The organism is Kitasatospora sp. NPDC058063 (genome assembly GCF_042885395.1).
GTDB classification, from domain to species: Bacteria; Actinomycetota; Actinomycetes; order Streptomycetales; family Streptomycetaceae; genus Kitasatospora; species Kitasatospora lactacystinica.
Genome location: NZ_JBHVSD010000036.1, coordinates 29,300 through 44,849, shown reverse-complemented (window position 1 = coordinate 44,849; position 15,550 = coordinate 29,300). Strand labels below are relative to the sequence as shown.

Here is a 15,550-nt window from a genome sequence, read left to right as displayed (position 1 = left end):
GTGCGGCGCTCAGACGCCGTCGGTCAGCTCACGGGCCCGCTTGACGTCGTCGGCCATCCGGTCCAGCAGCGCGTCGATGGAGTCGAACTTCTCCATCCCCCGCAGGTAGGCCAGGAAGTCCACGGCCACGTGCATCCCGTACAGGTCCAGGCCGACCCGGTCGATGGCGTAGGCCTCCACGGTGCGGGCGGTGCCGTCGAAGGTCGGGTTGGTGCCGACCGAGATCGCCGCCGGCATCCGCTCGCCGTCCGCAGTCAGCCAGCCCGCGTACACGCCGTCGGCCGGGATCGCGCTGTGCGGCACGGTCTCGACGTTGGCCGTCGGGTAGCCCAGCTCGCGGCCGCGCTGCGCGCCGCGCACCACCACGCCCTCGACCCGGTGCGGGCGGCCCAGCACCTCGCCCGCGCCGGCCATGTCCCCGGTCTCGACCAGCCGGCGGGTCAGGCTGGAGGAGAACGGCTCGCCGGCCCCGGCCGTACCGCACACCTGGAGGTCGACCACCTCGACCTCGAAGTCGTCCGCCCGGCCCAGCTCGCCGAGCAGCGCGACGTTCCCGGCGGCCCGGTGGCCGAAGCGGAAGTTGGGGCCCTCGATGACGACCCGCGCGCGCAGCGCGTCCACCAGCACCTGCCGGACGAAGGTCTCCGGGGACTCCTGGGAGAACTCCGTGGTGAACGGCAGCACCAGCACCGCGTCCACGCCCAGCTCCGCGATCAGCTCGGCGCGGCGCGGGTGCGGCGCGAGCAGCGGCGGGTGGCTGCCCGGCCGGATGACCTCGCGCGGGTGCGGGTCGAAGGTCACCACGACCGCCGGGAGACCGAGTTCGCGGGCCCGCTCGACCGCCCGCCCGATGATCAGCTGATGCCCGCGGTGCACCCCGTCGAACGAGCCGATGGTGACGACGCTGCGTCCCCAGTCCCCGGGGATCTCCTCCAGGCCACGCCAGCGCTGCACCTGACCGCTCCTTGTTCCGTACGGCGCGTACCCTCTGTACGCTCAAACGCTCAAAACCCGAACCCCTATAGCGTGCCATGCGCCTGCCCCGGCTCAGGCACCGGAATACGGGTTGAGCCCGCCGAGGGCCCCGCCGACCGCCCGGACACGGCCCGCTCGGCCTCGGCGGCGGCGTACTGAGGGTCCCGTCCGGCCGCCGTCAGGGCCCGCATCCGGGCCAGTCGGGGGCCGTCCGGGGCGGTCGGCGCGGCGCCGGACGGCCAGCGGGCGAGCAGCCGGGCGAAGGCCGCCGACCGCCCGGCGCAGCGCACCAGCAGCTCGTCCGCGCCCGGCAGCCCCGGGGTGGCCCGGGCCAGCACCGCCCGGGCCCGGGCGGGATTCTCGGCCGCGCAGTGCTCGGCGAGCCCTTCCACGGCGGCGGTCAGCACCACCGGGTCGGCCTCGGTGGCGAGCAGGGTGTCCAGCAGCTCGCAGCGCAGCGCGTCCGCCGCCGGGTCGGCCACCGGGACGGACAGCACCTCGGCGAACGGCCGCCGGACCTCCGCCCCGCGGGCGGCCAGCGCGACGCCGAGCAGCACCCGCAGCTCCAGCCGGTCGGCCGGGCCGACGGCGCCGGCGCGCCCCAGCCGGCGGCCGAGGTAGTCGACGGCGACCGGCCCGGCCGGCGCCGGGTCCGTCCGCAGCAGCCCGGCGGCCAGCTCGGCGCCCCGCCGCACGGCCGCCGGGGCGGTGGCGTCGGCGAGCACCCGCAGCGTCTCGGCGAGGGCCGCGCCGGGGCCGGCCGAGCGGTCGGCGAACGCGGCCAGGACGGGCTCCGGGTCGCTCTCCAGGGCCGGAGCGAGCGCCCGCGGGGTGAGGAAGGCGTCGCCGCCGGCCCGGAGCCGGGCGAGGGCGGCCGGCAGGTACGCGGAGCGGGTCGCCGGGTCACCGACCAGCAGTGCCAGCGCGGCCCCGTGCAGGCCGGGCTCGTCCTCCCGGGCGAGCAGGGTCAGCGCGGTGAACCGCAGCAGCTCCGCCCCGGCACCGGAGGCGTACGGGGCGGTCCGCAGCGCGTGCACGGCGGCCGCGACGTGCCGTTCGGGCCTCCGGTCGTGGCTCCAGCGGTCCACCGCTCGGCAGAGCGCGGACGGCTCCTCGGCGGCGAGCACGGTCAGCAGCGCGTCCGCCCTCGGGTGCGCGGCCGCGGCCAGCGCGTCGGCCAGCTCGTCCAGGGCGAGCCGGCGGTGGGCGCGCAGCAGGTCGTGGGCGACGTCGGCGACGGTGCGGCCGGGCCGCCCCGGCAGGCCGCGCACGTCCTCGAACCAGGCGCAGAGCAGCGGGAACACCGCGACCGGGTCGGCGCGCAGCCGCTCGGCCACCGCGGCGAGGTAGCGCTGCCCGGGGCCGTCGGCGGGCATCAGGCGGCGCAGCAGGTCGAGTTCGGCCTCGACGGGCAGGCCGAGGCCGGTCCAGAAGCCCGGCCCGAAGCGGCCGAGCCCGGCCGCCCGGAGCCCCGCCGGGCCCGCCCGTTCGGCGATCCGGGACGCCAACTGGTCGAGCAGTGCCCGGTGTTCGGCCGGGTCCGGGCCGACGGTCAGACCCGCGGCGAGCAACCCGGCCGCCCACCAAGCGGGTTCACTGCCCGGCGGGCGGAGGTCCAGGGCGCGCCAGATCCGGTGCAGCCACGGGTCGAGGGCGCCGGCGCCCCAGGTCTCGGCCACCCGGCGCAGCGCGGCGACGACCGGGCCGATCCGGTGCCGGGGGACGGCGCTCGCCCCGGTAGCCGGCTCCCCCGCGCGGTGGCCGCCGGGCTCCTCCGGCTCGTCGGCCGGCCAGGGCGGGGTGTCCTCGGCCTCGCCGAGCAGCAGCCGCAGCGCCGCGTCCAGGTCCAGGTGCCGGCCCTGCAGCCAGTCCGCGAACTCCCCGTGCGCGAAGCGGAATCCGGGCCCGGCCGGAACGAACAGGCCCTCGGCGAGCACCGCCGCGGCCCAGCCGCCCTCGACCGGGAACAGCTCCTCGAAGACGGCGTGGTCCAGCCCGCCGTCCGACCGGTCGCCGAGCATCCGCCGGGCCGCCTCGTGCACCCGCCCGGCCACCGCCGCCGCGAGCCGGCGCACCCGCCGGTGCCGCGGCGTGCCGGGCCGCACCGCGCCCCGGCGGTGGGCGCCCGGGCGGCGCGGCCGAGCGTCCTCGGCCAGCCGCTGGGCCACCCGCAGGCAGCGCAGGTCCAGGAAGGCGCCGAACAGGTCGCCCCGGCGCACCGGCCCGTCGTGCAGCCCCTGGGCCCACAGCTCCCCGGCCAGCCGGACGGCCAGCGGGTGCCGGGCGTCCTCGGCGGCGGCCGGGTGCCCGGGGGGCAGCCCGTACCGGCGGCGGACCCGCTCGGCCGCCTCGGGGGGCAGCGGGCCGAGCCGCTGTCCGGCCAGGCTCGGCCCGCCGTGGCCGCGGCCGTCCATCCGCACGGTGGGGGCGCTGCCCAGGTCCCCGTACGGGTGCGGCTCCTCCGTCCGGCGGGGGTCCGGGGTGCCGCTGCCCCAGGTCTCGGCCGCGAGCAGTTCCCACAGCTCCTCCCCGCAGGCCGTCACCAGCCGGGCCCCGCAGCCGGTCAGCCACTGGCCGGCGCCGCGCAGCCAGCGCGCGTCCACCGGCAGCGGGGCCTCCTCGGGGCCGTCCAGGACCACCAGCAGCGGCCGGCCGGCCGCCGCGCACAGCGCGGCCACCGGCTCGGGCGCGGGCGCCGGGGTCCCGAGTCCGGCCGCCGCGGCGGCCAGCGCCCGCTCCACCGGCTCGGCGAGCGACCGGTCGTCGGCGTGCAGGTCGGCGCCGCGCAGCCAGAGGGTGGGCAGCGGGTGGGCGCCGCCGTGGCGGCGGGCGGCGAGGGCGGCCAGTTCGGTGGTGCGCCCGCTGCCGGGGGCGCCGACCAGCACGGTGACGGTCGCGACCGGAGCGTCCCCGGCCAGGCCGTCCGGCCGGTCCACCCGGTCGGCGGCCAGGTGGGCCACCCGGCCCGGCCCGGCACCGGCCGCCGTCACCTGGGCGGCGGTCAGCCGCAGCACCCCGGCCAGATTGAGCGCCGGGCCGTAGCCGGGCACCGCGGCCGCGTTGCCCGCCAGCAGCCCGGCCAGCGCCTCGGCTCCGCCCGTCCGGTCCGACGGGCCCGCCCCCACCCCCACCGCCACGGCCGGCAGCGCCCCGCCGTGCCGGGGCCCGCCCAGGGCGGGCGCGGCCAGGGCGACCACCGCCCCGCTGCGGGCGTCCAGCACCGGCGAGCCGGCCGGTACCGCGACCCCGCCGACCACCGGCACGTCCAGCAGCAGCACCCCGCCCAGCCGGTGCCCGCGGTAGGCCGCCGCGGTGACCCCGAGCAGTCCGCAGCGCAGCGCGACCACCCGGCCGTCCTCCCCCGCCAGCGCGGGCAGCAGCACCTCCCGCGCGGCCGCGGCGGGGGCCAGCGGCAGCGGCGGCACCGGCAGCCCGCCGAGCGCCTCGGTGCGCAGCAGGGCGAGGCCGTACCCGGGCAGGGGCAGCACGGCGTCCGGGCCGAGCACCCTGGTCTGCCCGCCGGGGGTGTGCAGCACGATCCGGTCCAGGCCGGCCACGCTCTCGTGCGCCGTCAGCACGCTCCCCTGCGGGTCGGCGACGAACCCCAGGCCGTGCAGCCGCCCGTCGAGGTCGCGGATCCGCAGCAGGTACCGCCCCGGATCGCCCTCCGGAAACCCCGGCATCCCGTACCCCTTCGGCCGTCGCTCGCTCGCCGTCGGGAGCCTGCCCGCCGGAGCGGCGCCCCGACCGCGCCCGCGCCGCTCACCACGGGCGTTCGCTCCGCGCGCTCCCTCGTGCGGGTGAAGGTGCCGTGGGAACGGCGGAGCCCCCGTCGGGATGACTCCCGACGGGGGCTCCGAACAGCGATGGCTCCGAACAGCGGTGGGGCCGAACAGCGGTGGGGCCGTCAGCCGACGAAGACCGCGACCGGCTTCGCCTGCCCGCCCTTCTCCTCGACCAGCGCGAGGAAGCGCCCGTCCGGCCCGTACACCGCGATCGGCCCGTCCACGCCCATCCCGGGCGCCTTCAGCCGGGCGCCGTGCGACAGCTTCTGCGCCGAGGCCTCGTCCAGGTCCCAGCGCGGGAAGGCGGCCGCCGCGGCCTCCGCGATCGGCAGCACCTCCAGCCCCTTGGCGTCCTCGCCGGTGACCTCGGCCTCCAGCTGCTCCAGGGTGCGCGCCGACTCCACCCCGTACGGCCCCACCTTGGTGCGCCGCAGCGCGGTCAGGTGGCCGCCGACGCCGAGCCCGGCGCCCAGGTCCCGGGCCAGCGCCCGGATGTAGGTACCGGAGGAGCACTCGACGGTGACGTCCAGGTCGATCACCGGCGTGCCGTCCTCGGCGACCGCCGCGCGCTGCTCGTGCACGGTGAAGGAGTGGATCGTGGTCGGCCGGGCCGCGAGCTCGAAGTCCTCGCCCTCGCGCACCCGGGCGTACGAGCGCTTGCCGTCGATCTTGATCGCGCTGACCTTGGACGGCACCTGCATGATCTCGCCGGTGAGTGCCGCGATCCCGGCGTCGATCGCCTCCCGGGTGACGGCGTCGGCCGGGGCCGAGGAGGTGACCTCGCCCTCGCGGTCGTCGGTGACGGTGGTCTGGCCGAGCCGGACGGTCGCCTCGTAGGTCTTGGCGGTGAGCATCAGGTGGCCGAGCAGCCGGGTGGCCCGCTCGATGCCGATCACCAGCACGCCGGTGGCCATCGGGTCCAGGGTGCCGGCGTGTCCGACCTTCCGGGTTCCGGCCAGCCACCGCAGCTTGGCGACGACCCCGTGCGAGGTGATGCCCTCGGGCTTGTCGACGATCACCAGGCCGTCCGGGCCGGTGCCTTTGCGCTTCATCGGGTTCTTTCTCTCAACAACATCAGCAGAGATGATCAACGTACCGGTCGCAGCGCGCCCCGGAACCGCTCGACCACCGCGGCCACGTCCTCCCGGACGCTGAATCCGGCCGCGTGGACGTGCCCACCGCCGCCCAGTTCGGCGCAGGCCGCGGCGACGTCCACCACGCCCCGGGAGCGCGAGGAGCCGCGCAGCGTGCCGTCCGGGTCCTGCTTGAGCACCAGCGCCACCTCGGCCTCGGCCGGGCGGCGCAGGATGTCGATCAGTCCCTCGATCTCCTCGACCGTGACGCTGAACAGCGCGAGGTCCTGGTACGGCACCCAGGTCCACACCAGCCCCAGCCCGTCGGCCGCCTCCGGCTCGTAGACGGCCCGGTCGAGCGCGCCCGCGAGCACCTTGAGGTAGCCGAAGGACGAGGTGTCCCACAGCTGCCGGGAGATCAGGTCGTGCCGGATGCCGGTGGCCAGCAGCCGGGCGGCCAGCTCGTGGGTGGCGGGCGTGGTGGCCCGGTACTTGAACGAGCCGGTGTCGGTGGCCACACCCGTGTAGAGGCAGGTGGCCAGCTCCTCGTCCAGCTCGACGCCGAGCCGGCGCAGCAGCTCGTCGACCAGCACGGCGGTGGCCGGAGCGGTCGGGTCGATCAGCTGGTGGGTGCCGAAGCCCGGGTTGGAGGCGTGGTGGTCGAACACCACCAGCACGGGCGCGGCGAAGGCCTTGTCGTGCAGCAGGCCGAGCCGGCTCTCCGCGGCCACGTCGAAGCAGAGCACCAGCTCGGGCACGTCCGGCACCGCGGCGGCCGGCACGATCAGCTCCTGGCCGGGCAGGAAGACCAGCGACTCGGGCACGATCTGCGGGTCGTCGCCGAAGGAGACCCGCACCTGCTTGCCGAGCGCGCGCAGCGCCAGCGCGGCCGCCAGCGAGGAGCCCAGCGCGTCGCCGTCCGGGCAGATGTGGCAGATCAGGTCGATCGAACGGGCCCGCCCAATCTCCGCCACCACCTGCTGCCAGATCAGCTCGAACCCGCTCTCCTCGGTGCGCGGGCCCGGGAGCGCCGCGAGGGCACCCTCCACCGTGCTGGTGGAGGACGCCCCCGTGGTCGATCCGGCTCGCGGGGCGGCCCGCGCCGGCTCACCCGCCATGACTACTCGTCCTCGTCGTCACGCTCGGACGCCGGAACCCGGTACGGGTCCGCGCCGCCGGCGTAGTCCGCCCCCGCGGCCTGGGTGCGCACGGCGGCGTCCGAGGTGCGGGCCCGGTCGAGCAGGTCGTCGATGTTCCGGGCGTTGTCCGGCAGCGCGTCCGCGACGAAGGTCAGCGTCGGCGTGAAGCGCACGCCGATCTTGCCGACCTCGGAACGGATCACGCCCTTGGCGCTCTCCAGCGCGGCCGCGGTGGCCTCGCGCTCGGTCTCGTCACCGAAGACGGTGTAGAAGACGGTGGCCTCGCGCAGGTCTCCGGTCACCCGGGTGTCGGTGATGGTCACGAACCCCAGACGGGGGTCCTTGATCCGCCGTTCCAGGGTCTGGGCGACGACCACCTGGATGCGGTCGGCGAGCTTGCGCGCCCTTGCGGTGTCGGTCACGTTGCCTCCTCGTGCAGTGGGCCCGGTACCCGGGTGAGCTGCGCACCCGTCGGGGCCCACGCCCCAAAGTACCGGCCCGCGCCCGGCCTTGCGGGCGCTCTCGGTCCTGATCCGTGTGAGAACGGCGACTTCCGCCGGCCGGCTCCACGGGCCTCATTCATCGTCGTCGTTGTGGTAGCGCCTCCTCGCGGAGAGGAGTTGCACCTCGGGGCGGCCGGCGACCAACCGCTCACAGCTGTCCAGGACCTCGGTGACGTACCCGGCTTCGCCGGCCACCACCGCCAGACCGATCTCGGCCCGGCGGTGCAGGTCCTGGTTCCCGGTCTCGGCAGCGCACACGCTGTACTTGCGCTGCAGTTCGGCCACGATGGGCCGCACGATCGAACGCTTCTCCTTGAGCGAGTGGACGTCGCCCAGCAGCAGGTCGAAGGTGAGTGTTCCCACGAACATGTATGACAGGTCTCGCCGACCTGGAAGGCCTCGGGGAGCAGCCCGGAACCGGGCCGGCTCCGCTGTGTCCGACTACTCCCCGGACCCTACACAGCGAGACCGGGGCCGGTCGACGGAAATACCACCCGTCGACCGGCCCCGGCTGACACCGACTAGGCGCGCGGCTTCTCGCGCATCTCGTAGGTCTCGATGATGTCCTCGACCTTGATGTCGTTGAACGACCCCAGGGTGACACCGGCCTCGAAGCCCTCGCGGACCTCGGTCGCGTCGTCCTTGAAGCGGCGCAGACCCTCGATCGAGAGGTTCTCCGCCACGACCTTGCCGTCGCGGATGAGGCGGGCCTTGGCGTTGCGGCGGATGATGCCGTCGCGGACCAGGACACCGGCGATGTTGCCGAACTTGGAGGAGCGGAAGACCTCGCGGATCTCCGCGGCGCCGAGGCGCACCTCCTCGTACTCCGGCTTGAGCATGCCCTTGAGGGCGTTCTCGATCTCCTCGATCGCCTGGTAGATGACCGAGTAGTACCGGACGTCCACGCCTTCCTTGTCGGCCGCGGCGCGCGCACGGCCTTCGGCGCGCACGTTGAAGCCGATGATGATGGCGTCCGAGCCCATCGCCAGGTCCACGTCGGACTCGGTGATGGCACCCACACCGCGGTGCAGGACCCGGAGCTCGACCTCCTCGCCGACGTCCAGCTTGACCAGGGCGTCCTCAAGGGCCTCGACCGAACCGGAGACGTCACCCTTGATGATGAGGTTGAGCTGCTCGATGGAGCCGGCGGCGATGGCCTTGTCCAGGTCCTCCAGGGACACCCGGACCCGACGCTGCGCGAAGGCGGCGTTGCGGTCGCGGGCCGAGCGCTTCTCGGCGATCTGACGGGCGGTGCGGTCCTCGTCGACGACGATGAAGCTGTCGCCGGCGCGGGGCACCGAGGTCAGACCGAGCAGCAGCACCGGACGGGACGGGCCGGCCTCGGCGAGGCTGTTGCCGTTCTCGTCCAGCATCGCGCGGACGCGGCCGTAGGCGTCGCCCACGACGATCGAGTCGCCGACGCGGAGGGTACCGCGCTGCACGAGCACGGTCGCCATGGCGCCGCGGCCCTTGTCCAGGTGCGCCTCGATGGCGATACCCTGCGCGTCCTGCTCGGGGTTGGCCCGCAGGTCCAGCGAGGCGTCCGCGGTCAGGACCACGGCCTCCAGCAGCTGGTCGATGTTCAGGCCCTGGCGCGCGGAGATGTCGACGAACATGGTGTCGCCGCCGTACTCCTCGGCCACCAGACCGAACTCGGTCAGCTGACCGCGGACCTTGGTCGGGTCGGCGCCCTCGACGTCGATCTTGTTGACGGCGACCACGATCGGCACACCCGCGGCCTTGGCGTGGTTCAGCGCCTCGACCGTCTGCGGCATGACACCGTCGTTGGCCGCGACCACCAGGATCGCGATGTCGGTGGACTTGGCACCACGGGCACGCATGGCGGAGAACGCCTCGTGACCCGGGGTGTCGAGGAAGGTGATCGGGCGCTCTTCGCCGTTCACGACCGTCGCCACCTGGTAGGCACCGATGTGCTGGGTGATGCCACCCGCCTCACCGGCCACCACGTTGGACTTGCGGATCGCGTCCAGCAGGCGGGTCTTACCGTGGTCGACGTGACCCATGACGGTGACGACCGGCGGGCGCGGGGCCAGCTGGTCCTCGTCGCCCTCGTTGGCACCGAAGTCGATGTCGAACGACTCCAGCAGCTCGCGGTCCTCGTCGTCCCGGCTGACGATCTCCAGGACGAAGCCCATCTCGTCCGCCAGCAGCTGCAGCGTGGCGTCGGAGACCGACTGGGTCGCGGTGACCATCTCACCGAGGTTGAACATGACGGAGACGAGCGCGGCCGGGTTGGCGTTGATCTTCTCCGCGAAGTCCATCAGCGAGGCGCCGCTCGACAGGCGAACGGTCTGGCCGTTGCCGCGAGGCAGCATCACACCGCCGACGGACGGGGCCTGCATGGCCTCGTACTCCTGGCGCTTCGCCCGCTTCGACTTGCGACCGCGAGCCGGGCGACCGCCCGGGCCACGACCGAAGGCACCCTGCGTGCCACCACGGGCACCCGGGCCACCGGGACGACCGCCGAAGCCGCCGGGACGCGGGCCGAAGCCACCGCCACCGCCGGGGGCGCCGCCACCGGGACGCGGACCGCCGAAGCCACCGCCACCGGCCGGACGCGAGCCCGGACCGGCCGGACGGCCCTGGAAGCCCGGACGGGCACCGCCGGCACCCGGACCACCCGGACGGCCGCCGGGGCCACCCGGACCACGGCCACCCGGACCCGGACGCGGGCCGGCCGGACGCTGCGGCATCATGCCCGGGTTCGGGCGGGGCATGCCGGACGGGGTCGGACCACCGGGACGCGGCGCGGCCGGACGCGGCATGCCGTCGGGACGCGGGGCACCACCCGGACGGGGGGCACCGGCACCCGGAGCACCGGCGGGACGCGGACGGTCGCCACCGGGACGCGGGGCACCACCCGGACGGGGAGCACCGGCACCCGGAGCACCACCCGGACGGGGAGCACCGGCACCCGGAGCACCGGCGGGACGCGGACGGTCGCCACCGGGACGCGGACGGTCGCCGCCCTGGGCACCGCCCGGACGCGGAGCACCGCCCTGACCGCCCTGACGGCGGTCACCGGGGCGGCCCATGCCGGTCGCGCTGCCCGAGGTGAACGGGTTGTTGCCCGGACGCGGACCGGCCGGACGCGGGCCCGGACGGGCACCGCCGGTGGCCTGGCCACTGGGGCGCGGGGCCTGGGCGGCCGGACGCGGGGCGTCACCGGCCGGAGCCGGCGAGGAGAACTCGGCCGCGGGCGCGGCCGGGGCCGCCGGAGCGGCGGGACGTGCGGCCGGGCGCGGGCCCGGAGTCGGCGCACCCGGAGCCGGCGTGGCCGGCTTCGGGGCGGCGGGGGCGGCCGGCGCGGAAGGCGCGGCGGCAGCCGGGGTCGGACGGGGACCAGGGGTCGCGCTGGGGCGCGGACCCGGGGTCGGGGCCCCCGGCTTCGGGGAACCCGAGCCGGCGGCGGGGGAGGGCGCCGCGGACTTCCGCGGGCCCGGCTTGGCGGCGGAACCACCAGTGGGGGCCACACCAAGCGCGTCAGTCAGCTTGCGCACGACCGGCGCCTCGATCGTCGAGGACGCCGAACGGACGAACTCACCGAGCTCGGTGAGCTTGGCCATGACGGCCTTGCTCTCCAAGCCAAGCTCCTTGGCGAGTTCATAAACCCGGACCTTAGCCACTTCACTCCTGTCTATGAGTCCGGGGGTCTCGTCCGCCGGACTGTCGCTACTTCATGGGCGTACCCATCGCGTACTCATCGCGTACTCATCGAGAGCTCATCGCAATCTCGACCTACTTCCACATCGCGAGGTACCTGACTGGTGCACGGCGCGCGGCTTCCCGAGCGCTGTGCTTGTTGCGGTGGTTCTCCGCCGCGCGAGCGGCGGCCGTCGCGGGAGGCGGCCCTGCTACGAGGCTTCGCCCGCCCGCTCCCCGATGAACCCGCGGAGCCGCTCGGTGTCGAGCGTGCCCTGGAGCCGGAAGGCCCGGGGGAACGCCCGACGGCGGACCGCGAGGTCGAGGCAGGTCGGATCGGGGTGCAGATGAGCGCCCCGGCCCGGGAGTGCGCCACGGGGATCAGGGACGCACTCGCCCTCGACCGCCGTGACACGCAACAGCTGGTGCTTGGCCGCGCGCTTGCGGCAGCCCACGCAGGTGCGTTCCGGGCGTGCTCGGACATGCGTCCGGCCAGACGAAGGCAAGTCTACCCCTCCGAAGCGACATGGCGCCGCCCCGCCGAACCCGGAGGACCGGCGGGGACGCCGACGACGACACTGATTACCGGGCCTGCGCTTCCTCGGCCTGGCCCTCGGTGTCCGGACGGATGTCGATCCGCCAGCCGGTCAGGCGCGCGGCCAGGCGGGCGTTCTGCCCCTCCTTGCCGATCGCCAGCGACAGCTGGTAGTCCGGCACGATCACCCGGGCGGAGCGCTGGGCGGCGTCCACGATCTCCACGCTGGTCACCCGCGCGGGCGACAGGGCGGCGGCCACCATCTCCCGGGGATCCTCGGACCAGTCGACGATGTCGATCTTCTCGCCGTGCAGCTCGCCCATCACGGCGCGCACCCGGGATCCCATCGGGCCGATGCAGGCGCCCTTGGCGTTCAGGCCCTGGCGGCGCGACCAGACCGCGATCTTGGTCCGGTGGCCGGCCTCACGGGCGATCGCCGCGATCTCCACGCTGCCGTCCGCGATCTCCGGGACCTCCAGCGCGAACAGCTTCTTCACCAGGCTCGGGTGGGTGCGCGACAGCGTCACCGAAGCACCGCGCACACCCCGGCGCACGGCCACCACGTAGCACTTCAGCCGGGTGCCGTGCCGGTAGTCCTCGCCCGGGACCTGCTCCTGCGGCGGCAGGATGGCCTCCAGCTTGCCGATGTCGACCAGCACGTTCTTCGGGTCGTTGCCCTGCTGGACGACACCGGTGACGATGTCGCCCTCCTTGCCCGCGTACTCGCCGAAGGTCTGGTCGTCGGCGGCGTCGCGCAGGCGCTGCATCATCACCTGGATGCCGATGCTGGACGCGATCCGGCCGAAGCCGTTCGGGGTGTCGTCGAACTCCTTCGGCTCGACGCCCTCGTCCAGCTCCGCCGGGTCCTCCATGGCCCACACGGTGACGTGGCCGCTCTTGCGGTCCAGGTTCACCCGGGCCCGGCGGCGCGAGCCCTCGGTGCGGTGGTACGCGGTGAGGAGGGCGGACTCGATGGACTCGACCAGCAGGTCGAAAGGGATGTTCTTCTCGTTGACCAGCGTGCGCAGGGCACTCATGTCGATGTCCACGGCTACGCCTCCTCGTCTTTCGTCACGTTCGTCATGGTCGTACGGCACCCAGGGGTCACTCGGCGCCGTCCTCCCCCTCGTCGAAGTCCGCGGCCTCGTCCAGGAGCTCGTCGTCCTTGCGGTTGAACTCGACCTGGACGCGCGCCCGGGTCACCTCCGCGTACGCCAGACGGCGCTCCTTCGGACGGCCGCGCCCCTTCACCGGCTGCACCTCGACCAGTGCGCCGTCCTCGTCGGCCTCCAGCACCCGGGCGACGATCTCCCCGCCGTCCACCAGGTGGATCCTGGCCAGCCGACCCTCGGCGCGCTGCCAGTGCCGGGGCAGAACCAGCGGACGCTCCGCACCCGGCGAGCCGACCTCCAGCAGGTACGCGTCGTCCCCCATCAGGTCCGACTCGTCCAGGGCCTCACCGACCACCCGGCTGAACTCGGCGATGGCGTCCATGTCCACACCGCCGTCGGTGTCGACGTCGATCTGCACCTGCCGGCGGCTGCCCGCCCGAGTGACCCTGACGTCCTCCAGGTCCAGTCCGGCCTGCTCGGCCAGCGGCTCCAGCAACGCTCGCAGCCGGTCGGTGTGGGTGGTGCTCATCCGGGTGGACTCCTCGGCCGCGTCTGCTGTTGTCAGAAGGTCGCCGCGCACCCCCGGTGCCACACCGGAATCACGGCAGCTCGGCCCAAAGCCTATCCGGTCAAGCCCCCAACCACCGATTCCTGACCTCCCCCGGCCGCCCGCACACCACCCACTGCGAGCAACCTCACACCCGGCCCGGCATCCCCGAACCGGACCCGGGAACGTGGGGATTCTGTAATCATTCACGCCAACGAGGGCTGGCGGGGAGGCCGTCCTCCCGTACCCGCCCGGAGCGCCCCCGATGCAGCCGCCCAGCCGACGGTCCCTCCTGACCCTCGGACTGCTCACCGCCCTCACCGCCTGCACCGCCTCCGTCGGCGACCGGCACGCCGACCCCACCCCGCCCCGCGACCCGGACACCCCGGTCCGCCTGCGCGCGATCGCCGCCACCGACCTCCTGCTCGGCGCCTACGACAACCTGCTCACCGTCCCGGGCGCCCGGACCGCCCTGCTCCAGCCCCTGCGCGACGACACCGTCCAGCACCGCGCCGCCCTCGCCCAGGGCCTGCCGAGCGCGAGCCCCTCCCCCACCAGCACCCCGTACCGCTCCCTCCCCACCCTCCCCGAGCTGGCCCTCATGGAGCACCGGACCGCCGAGGCCCACCTCCACGACCTCGACGAGGTCGGCCCGCCCCTGGCCCGGCTGCTCGCCTCCGTCTCCGCCTCCAACGCCCTGCACGCCGCGGCCCTCGGCGACACGACCCCCGTCCTGACCCCCGACGCCGACACCGAAGGCACCCCCGCCGGCAGAGCCGCCGCCGTCCCCGCCCTCCAGGCCGCCCTCGGCGCCGAACACGCCGCCGTCTACGGCTACGGCGTCGTCGGCGCCCACTTCCCCGACGACCCCCAACGCGCCGACGCCCGCACCACCCACGCCGCCCACCAGGCCCAACGCGACGCCTGGCAACGCCTCCTCGGCACCCTCACCGCCGCCCCCACCCCCGCCGCCGGCGGCTACCGGCTCCCCTTCCCCGTCACCTCGCCCACCGACGCCGCCAAACTCGCCGTCCACCTGGAAACCCGCCTGACCACCGCCTACGCCGACCTGGTCCCCGCCGTCCCCGCCCCCTACCGCCTCCTCGCCGCCACCGCCCTCCGCGAAGCCGCCCGGCGCGCCCACCACTGGGGCGCCCCCGCCACCCCCTTCCCCGGCACCCCCGGCTGACCCGGAGCCCCCGCGCCCGCCTCCCGCCTCCCGCACCGCCTCCCGCCCGGAAGCCGGCACCCTCCCGAGCGCCCCCGCCCTCCCAAACCCCGACAATGGACCCATGTCGGGAGCCGAACCCACCATCACCGTCCCCACCTGGCTGACGAACACCGTCACCGCCACCCACGGCGAGGCCGGCCGCCAATGGCTGGCCGACCTCCCCGCGAAGGCCGCCACCCACCTCGCCGCCTGGAACCTCACGCTCGAACGGATCCTCGACCCCGGCGGCAGCCTCAGCCTCGTCGCGTACGTCCACCGCGACGACCTCTCCCCCGCCGTCCTCAAGATCGGCCTGCCCACCCCCGAGACCGCCCAGGAGCACACCGCCCTCGCCCACTGGGCGGGCCGCGGAGCCGTCCTCCTGCTCGACGCCGTCCCCGCCGAGGGGGTCCTCCTGCTCGAACGCCTCCACGGCGAGATCCCGCTGCGCTCCCTCGCCGAGCCCAAGGCCGCACTGGAGGCCACCAGCCTGCTGCACCGGCTCTGGACGGAACTCCCCGAGGGCCACCCCTTCCCCGCCGCCGCCCAGCGGATCGCCGCCGCCGCCCGCCTCGCGGAACACCCCCACCCCGCCGCCGCCGAAGCGCGGCAGCTGATCGCCGAGGCCCTGGACACCGCCCGGAGCCTGGCCGACTCCGCCGACGAGTCCTTCCTCCTGCACGGCGACTTCCACCACGGCAACGTCCTGGCCGCCGACCGGGCCCCCTGGCTGGCCGTCGACCCGAGCCCACTGGCCGGCGAGCGCGCCTACGACCTGGCCCGTCTCGCCCTGGACCGCGCCGACACCCTGCTCGGCTCCCCCGGCGCCCCCGCGGCCGTCCGCCGCCGTCTGGGCCGGCTCGCCGAGTCCCTCGAGGTCGACCGGGAGCGCCTGCGCGGCTGGACCCTCTTCCGGGCCGTCGACCTCGCCCTGCGCGCCCTCGCCGCGGACCGCCGCGAGGACGCCGAGCTCCACCTCGAATTCGCCGACTCCCTCTGACCTCAAGG

General features: G+C 75.3%; 12 protein-coding genes. 2 read left to right on the top strand and 10 right to left on the bottom strand.

Annotation, left to right across the window (positions count from 1 at the left end; all coding sequences use genetic code 11):
- Positions 1-9: 9 nt before the first annotated feature.
- The 10 genes from ACFVUY_RS39060 to rimP form a co-directional block, all read right to left on the bottom strand.
- Positions 10-954: a bifunctional riboflavin kinase/FAD synthetase gene (locus ACFVUY_RS39060; protein ID WP_387695026.1), complete on the bottom strand. Its 945-nt coding sequence runs from the start codon at positions 952-954 to the stop codon at positions 10-12.
- Positions 955-1,019: 65 nt separating this feature from the next.
- Positions 1,020-4,658 carry a serine protease gene (locus ACFVUY_RS39055; protein WP_387736829.1) on the bottom strand — a complete coding sequence of 1,213 codons (3,639 nt, stop codon included), beginning with the start codon at positions 4,656-4,658 and terminating at the stop codon, positions 1,020-1,022.
- A gap of 224 nt (positions 4,659-4,882) precedes the next feature.
- Positions 4,883-5,812, bottom strand: a complete 930-nt coding sequence (gene truB / locus ACFVUY_RS39050) for a tRNA pseudouridine(55) synthase TruB (RefSeq protein ID WP_359909139.1) — start codon at positions 5,810-5,812, stop codon at positions 4,883-4,885.
- 35 nt (positions 5,813-5,847) lie between these two features.
- The gene (locus tag ACFVUY_RS39045) at positions 5,848-6,951 is read right to left on the bottom strand and encodes a bifunctional oligoribonuclease/PAP phosphatase NrnA (RefSeq protein WP_387695023.1); all 1,104 of its coding nucleotides are present in this window, start codon (positions 6,949-6,951) and stop codon (positions 5,848-5,850) included.
- A 2-nt stretch (positions 6,952-6,953) separates the two neighbouring features.
- Positions 6,954-7,394, bottom strand: a complete 441-nt coding sequence (gene rbfA / locus ACFVUY_RS39040) for a 30S ribosome-binding factor RbfA (RefSeq protein ID WP_359909144.1) — start codon at positions 7,392-7,394, stop codon at positions 6,954-6,956.
- A 153-nt stretch (positions 7,395-7,547) separates the two neighbouring features.
- A complete protein-coding gene (locus ACFVUY_RS39035) occupies positions 7,548-7,844 on the bottom strand; it encodes a DUF503 domain-containing protein (RefSeq protein WP_030311386.1) in 297 nt (98 codons plus the stop codon).
- 152 nt (positions 7,845-7,996) lie between these two features.
- Positions 7,997-11,122 (bottom strand): translation initiation factor IF-2, encoded by a 3,126-nt coding sequence (gene infB, locus ACFVUY_RS39030; protein ID WP_387695022.1) that lies wholly within the window; start codon positions 11,120-11,122, stop codon positions 7,997-7,999.
- Between the two features lie 228 nt (positions 11,123-11,350).
- Complete coding sequence (locus ACFVUY_RS39025) at positions 11,351-11,644, bottom strand: YlxR family protein (RefSeq protein ID WP_387736828.1); 294 nt, start codon at positions 11,642-11,644, stop codon at positions 11,351-11,353.
- A 76-nt stretch (positions 11,645-11,720) separates the two neighbouring features.
- Positions 11,721-12,722: a transcription termination factor NusA gene (gene nusA, locus ACFVUY_RS39020; protein WP_359909154.1), complete on the bottom strand. Its 1,002-nt coding sequence runs from the start codon at positions 12,720-12,722 to the stop codon at positions 11,721-11,723.
- A gap of 55 nt (positions 12,723-12,777) precedes the next feature.
- On the bottom strand, positions 12,778-13,314 hold the full coding sequence (rimP, locus tag ACFVUY_RS39015; RefSeq protein WP_359909157.1) for a ribosome maturation factor RimP: 537 nt from the start codon (positions 13,312-13,314) through the stop codon (positions 12,778-12,780).
- 283 nt (positions 13,315-13,597) lie between these two features.
- Between rimP and ACFVUY_RS39010 the strand changes: the two genes are divergently transcribed.
- Positions 13,598-14,521 (top strand): ferritin-like domain-containing protein, encoded by a 924-nt coding sequence (locus ACFVUY_RS39010; protein ID WP_387736827.1) that lies wholly within the window; start codon positions 13,598-13,600, stop codon positions 14,519-14,521.
- Between the two features lie 103 nt (positions 14,522-14,624).
- Entirely contained in the window at positions 14,625-15,542 is a 918-nt protein-coding gene (locus ACFVUY_RS39005; RefSeq protein ID WP_387736826.1) for an aminoglycoside phosphotransferase family protein, read from the top strand.
- The last annotated feature ends 8 nt before the right edge of the window (positions 15,543-15,550 follow it).

Excerpts from the sequence above, each read along its gene's own strand:
- ACFVUY_RS39055 (WP_387736829.1), bottom strand. The coding sequence starts at position 4,658 with ATGCCGGGGTTTCCGGAGGGCGATCCGGGGCGGTACCTGCTGCGGATC.
- truB (WP_359909139.1), bottom strand. The coding sequence starts at position 5,812 with ATGAAGCGCAAAGGCACCGGCCCGGACGGCCTGGTGATCGTCGACAAG.
- ACFVUY_RS39045 (WP_387695023.1), bottom strand. The coding sequence starts at position 6,951 with ATGGCGGGTGAGCCGGCGCGGGCCGCCCCGCGAGCCGGATCGACCACG.
- ACFVUY_RS39035 (WP_030311386.1), bottom strand. The coding sequence starts at position 7,844 with ATGTTCGTGGGAACACTCACCTTCGACCTGCTGCTGGGCGACGTCCAC.
- rimP (WP_359909157.1), bottom strand. The coding sequence starts at position 13,314 with ATGAGCACCACCCACACCGACCGGCTGCGAGCGTTGCTGGAGCCGCTG.
- ACFVUY_RS39010 (WP_387736827.1), top strand. The coding sequence starts at position 13,598 with ATGCAGCCGCCCAGCCGACGGTCCCTCCTGACCCTCGGACTGCTCACC.
- ACFVUY_RS39005 (WP_387736826.1), top strand. The coding sequence starts at position 14,625 with ATGTCGGGAGCCGAACCCACCATCACCGTCCCCACCTGGCTGACGAAC.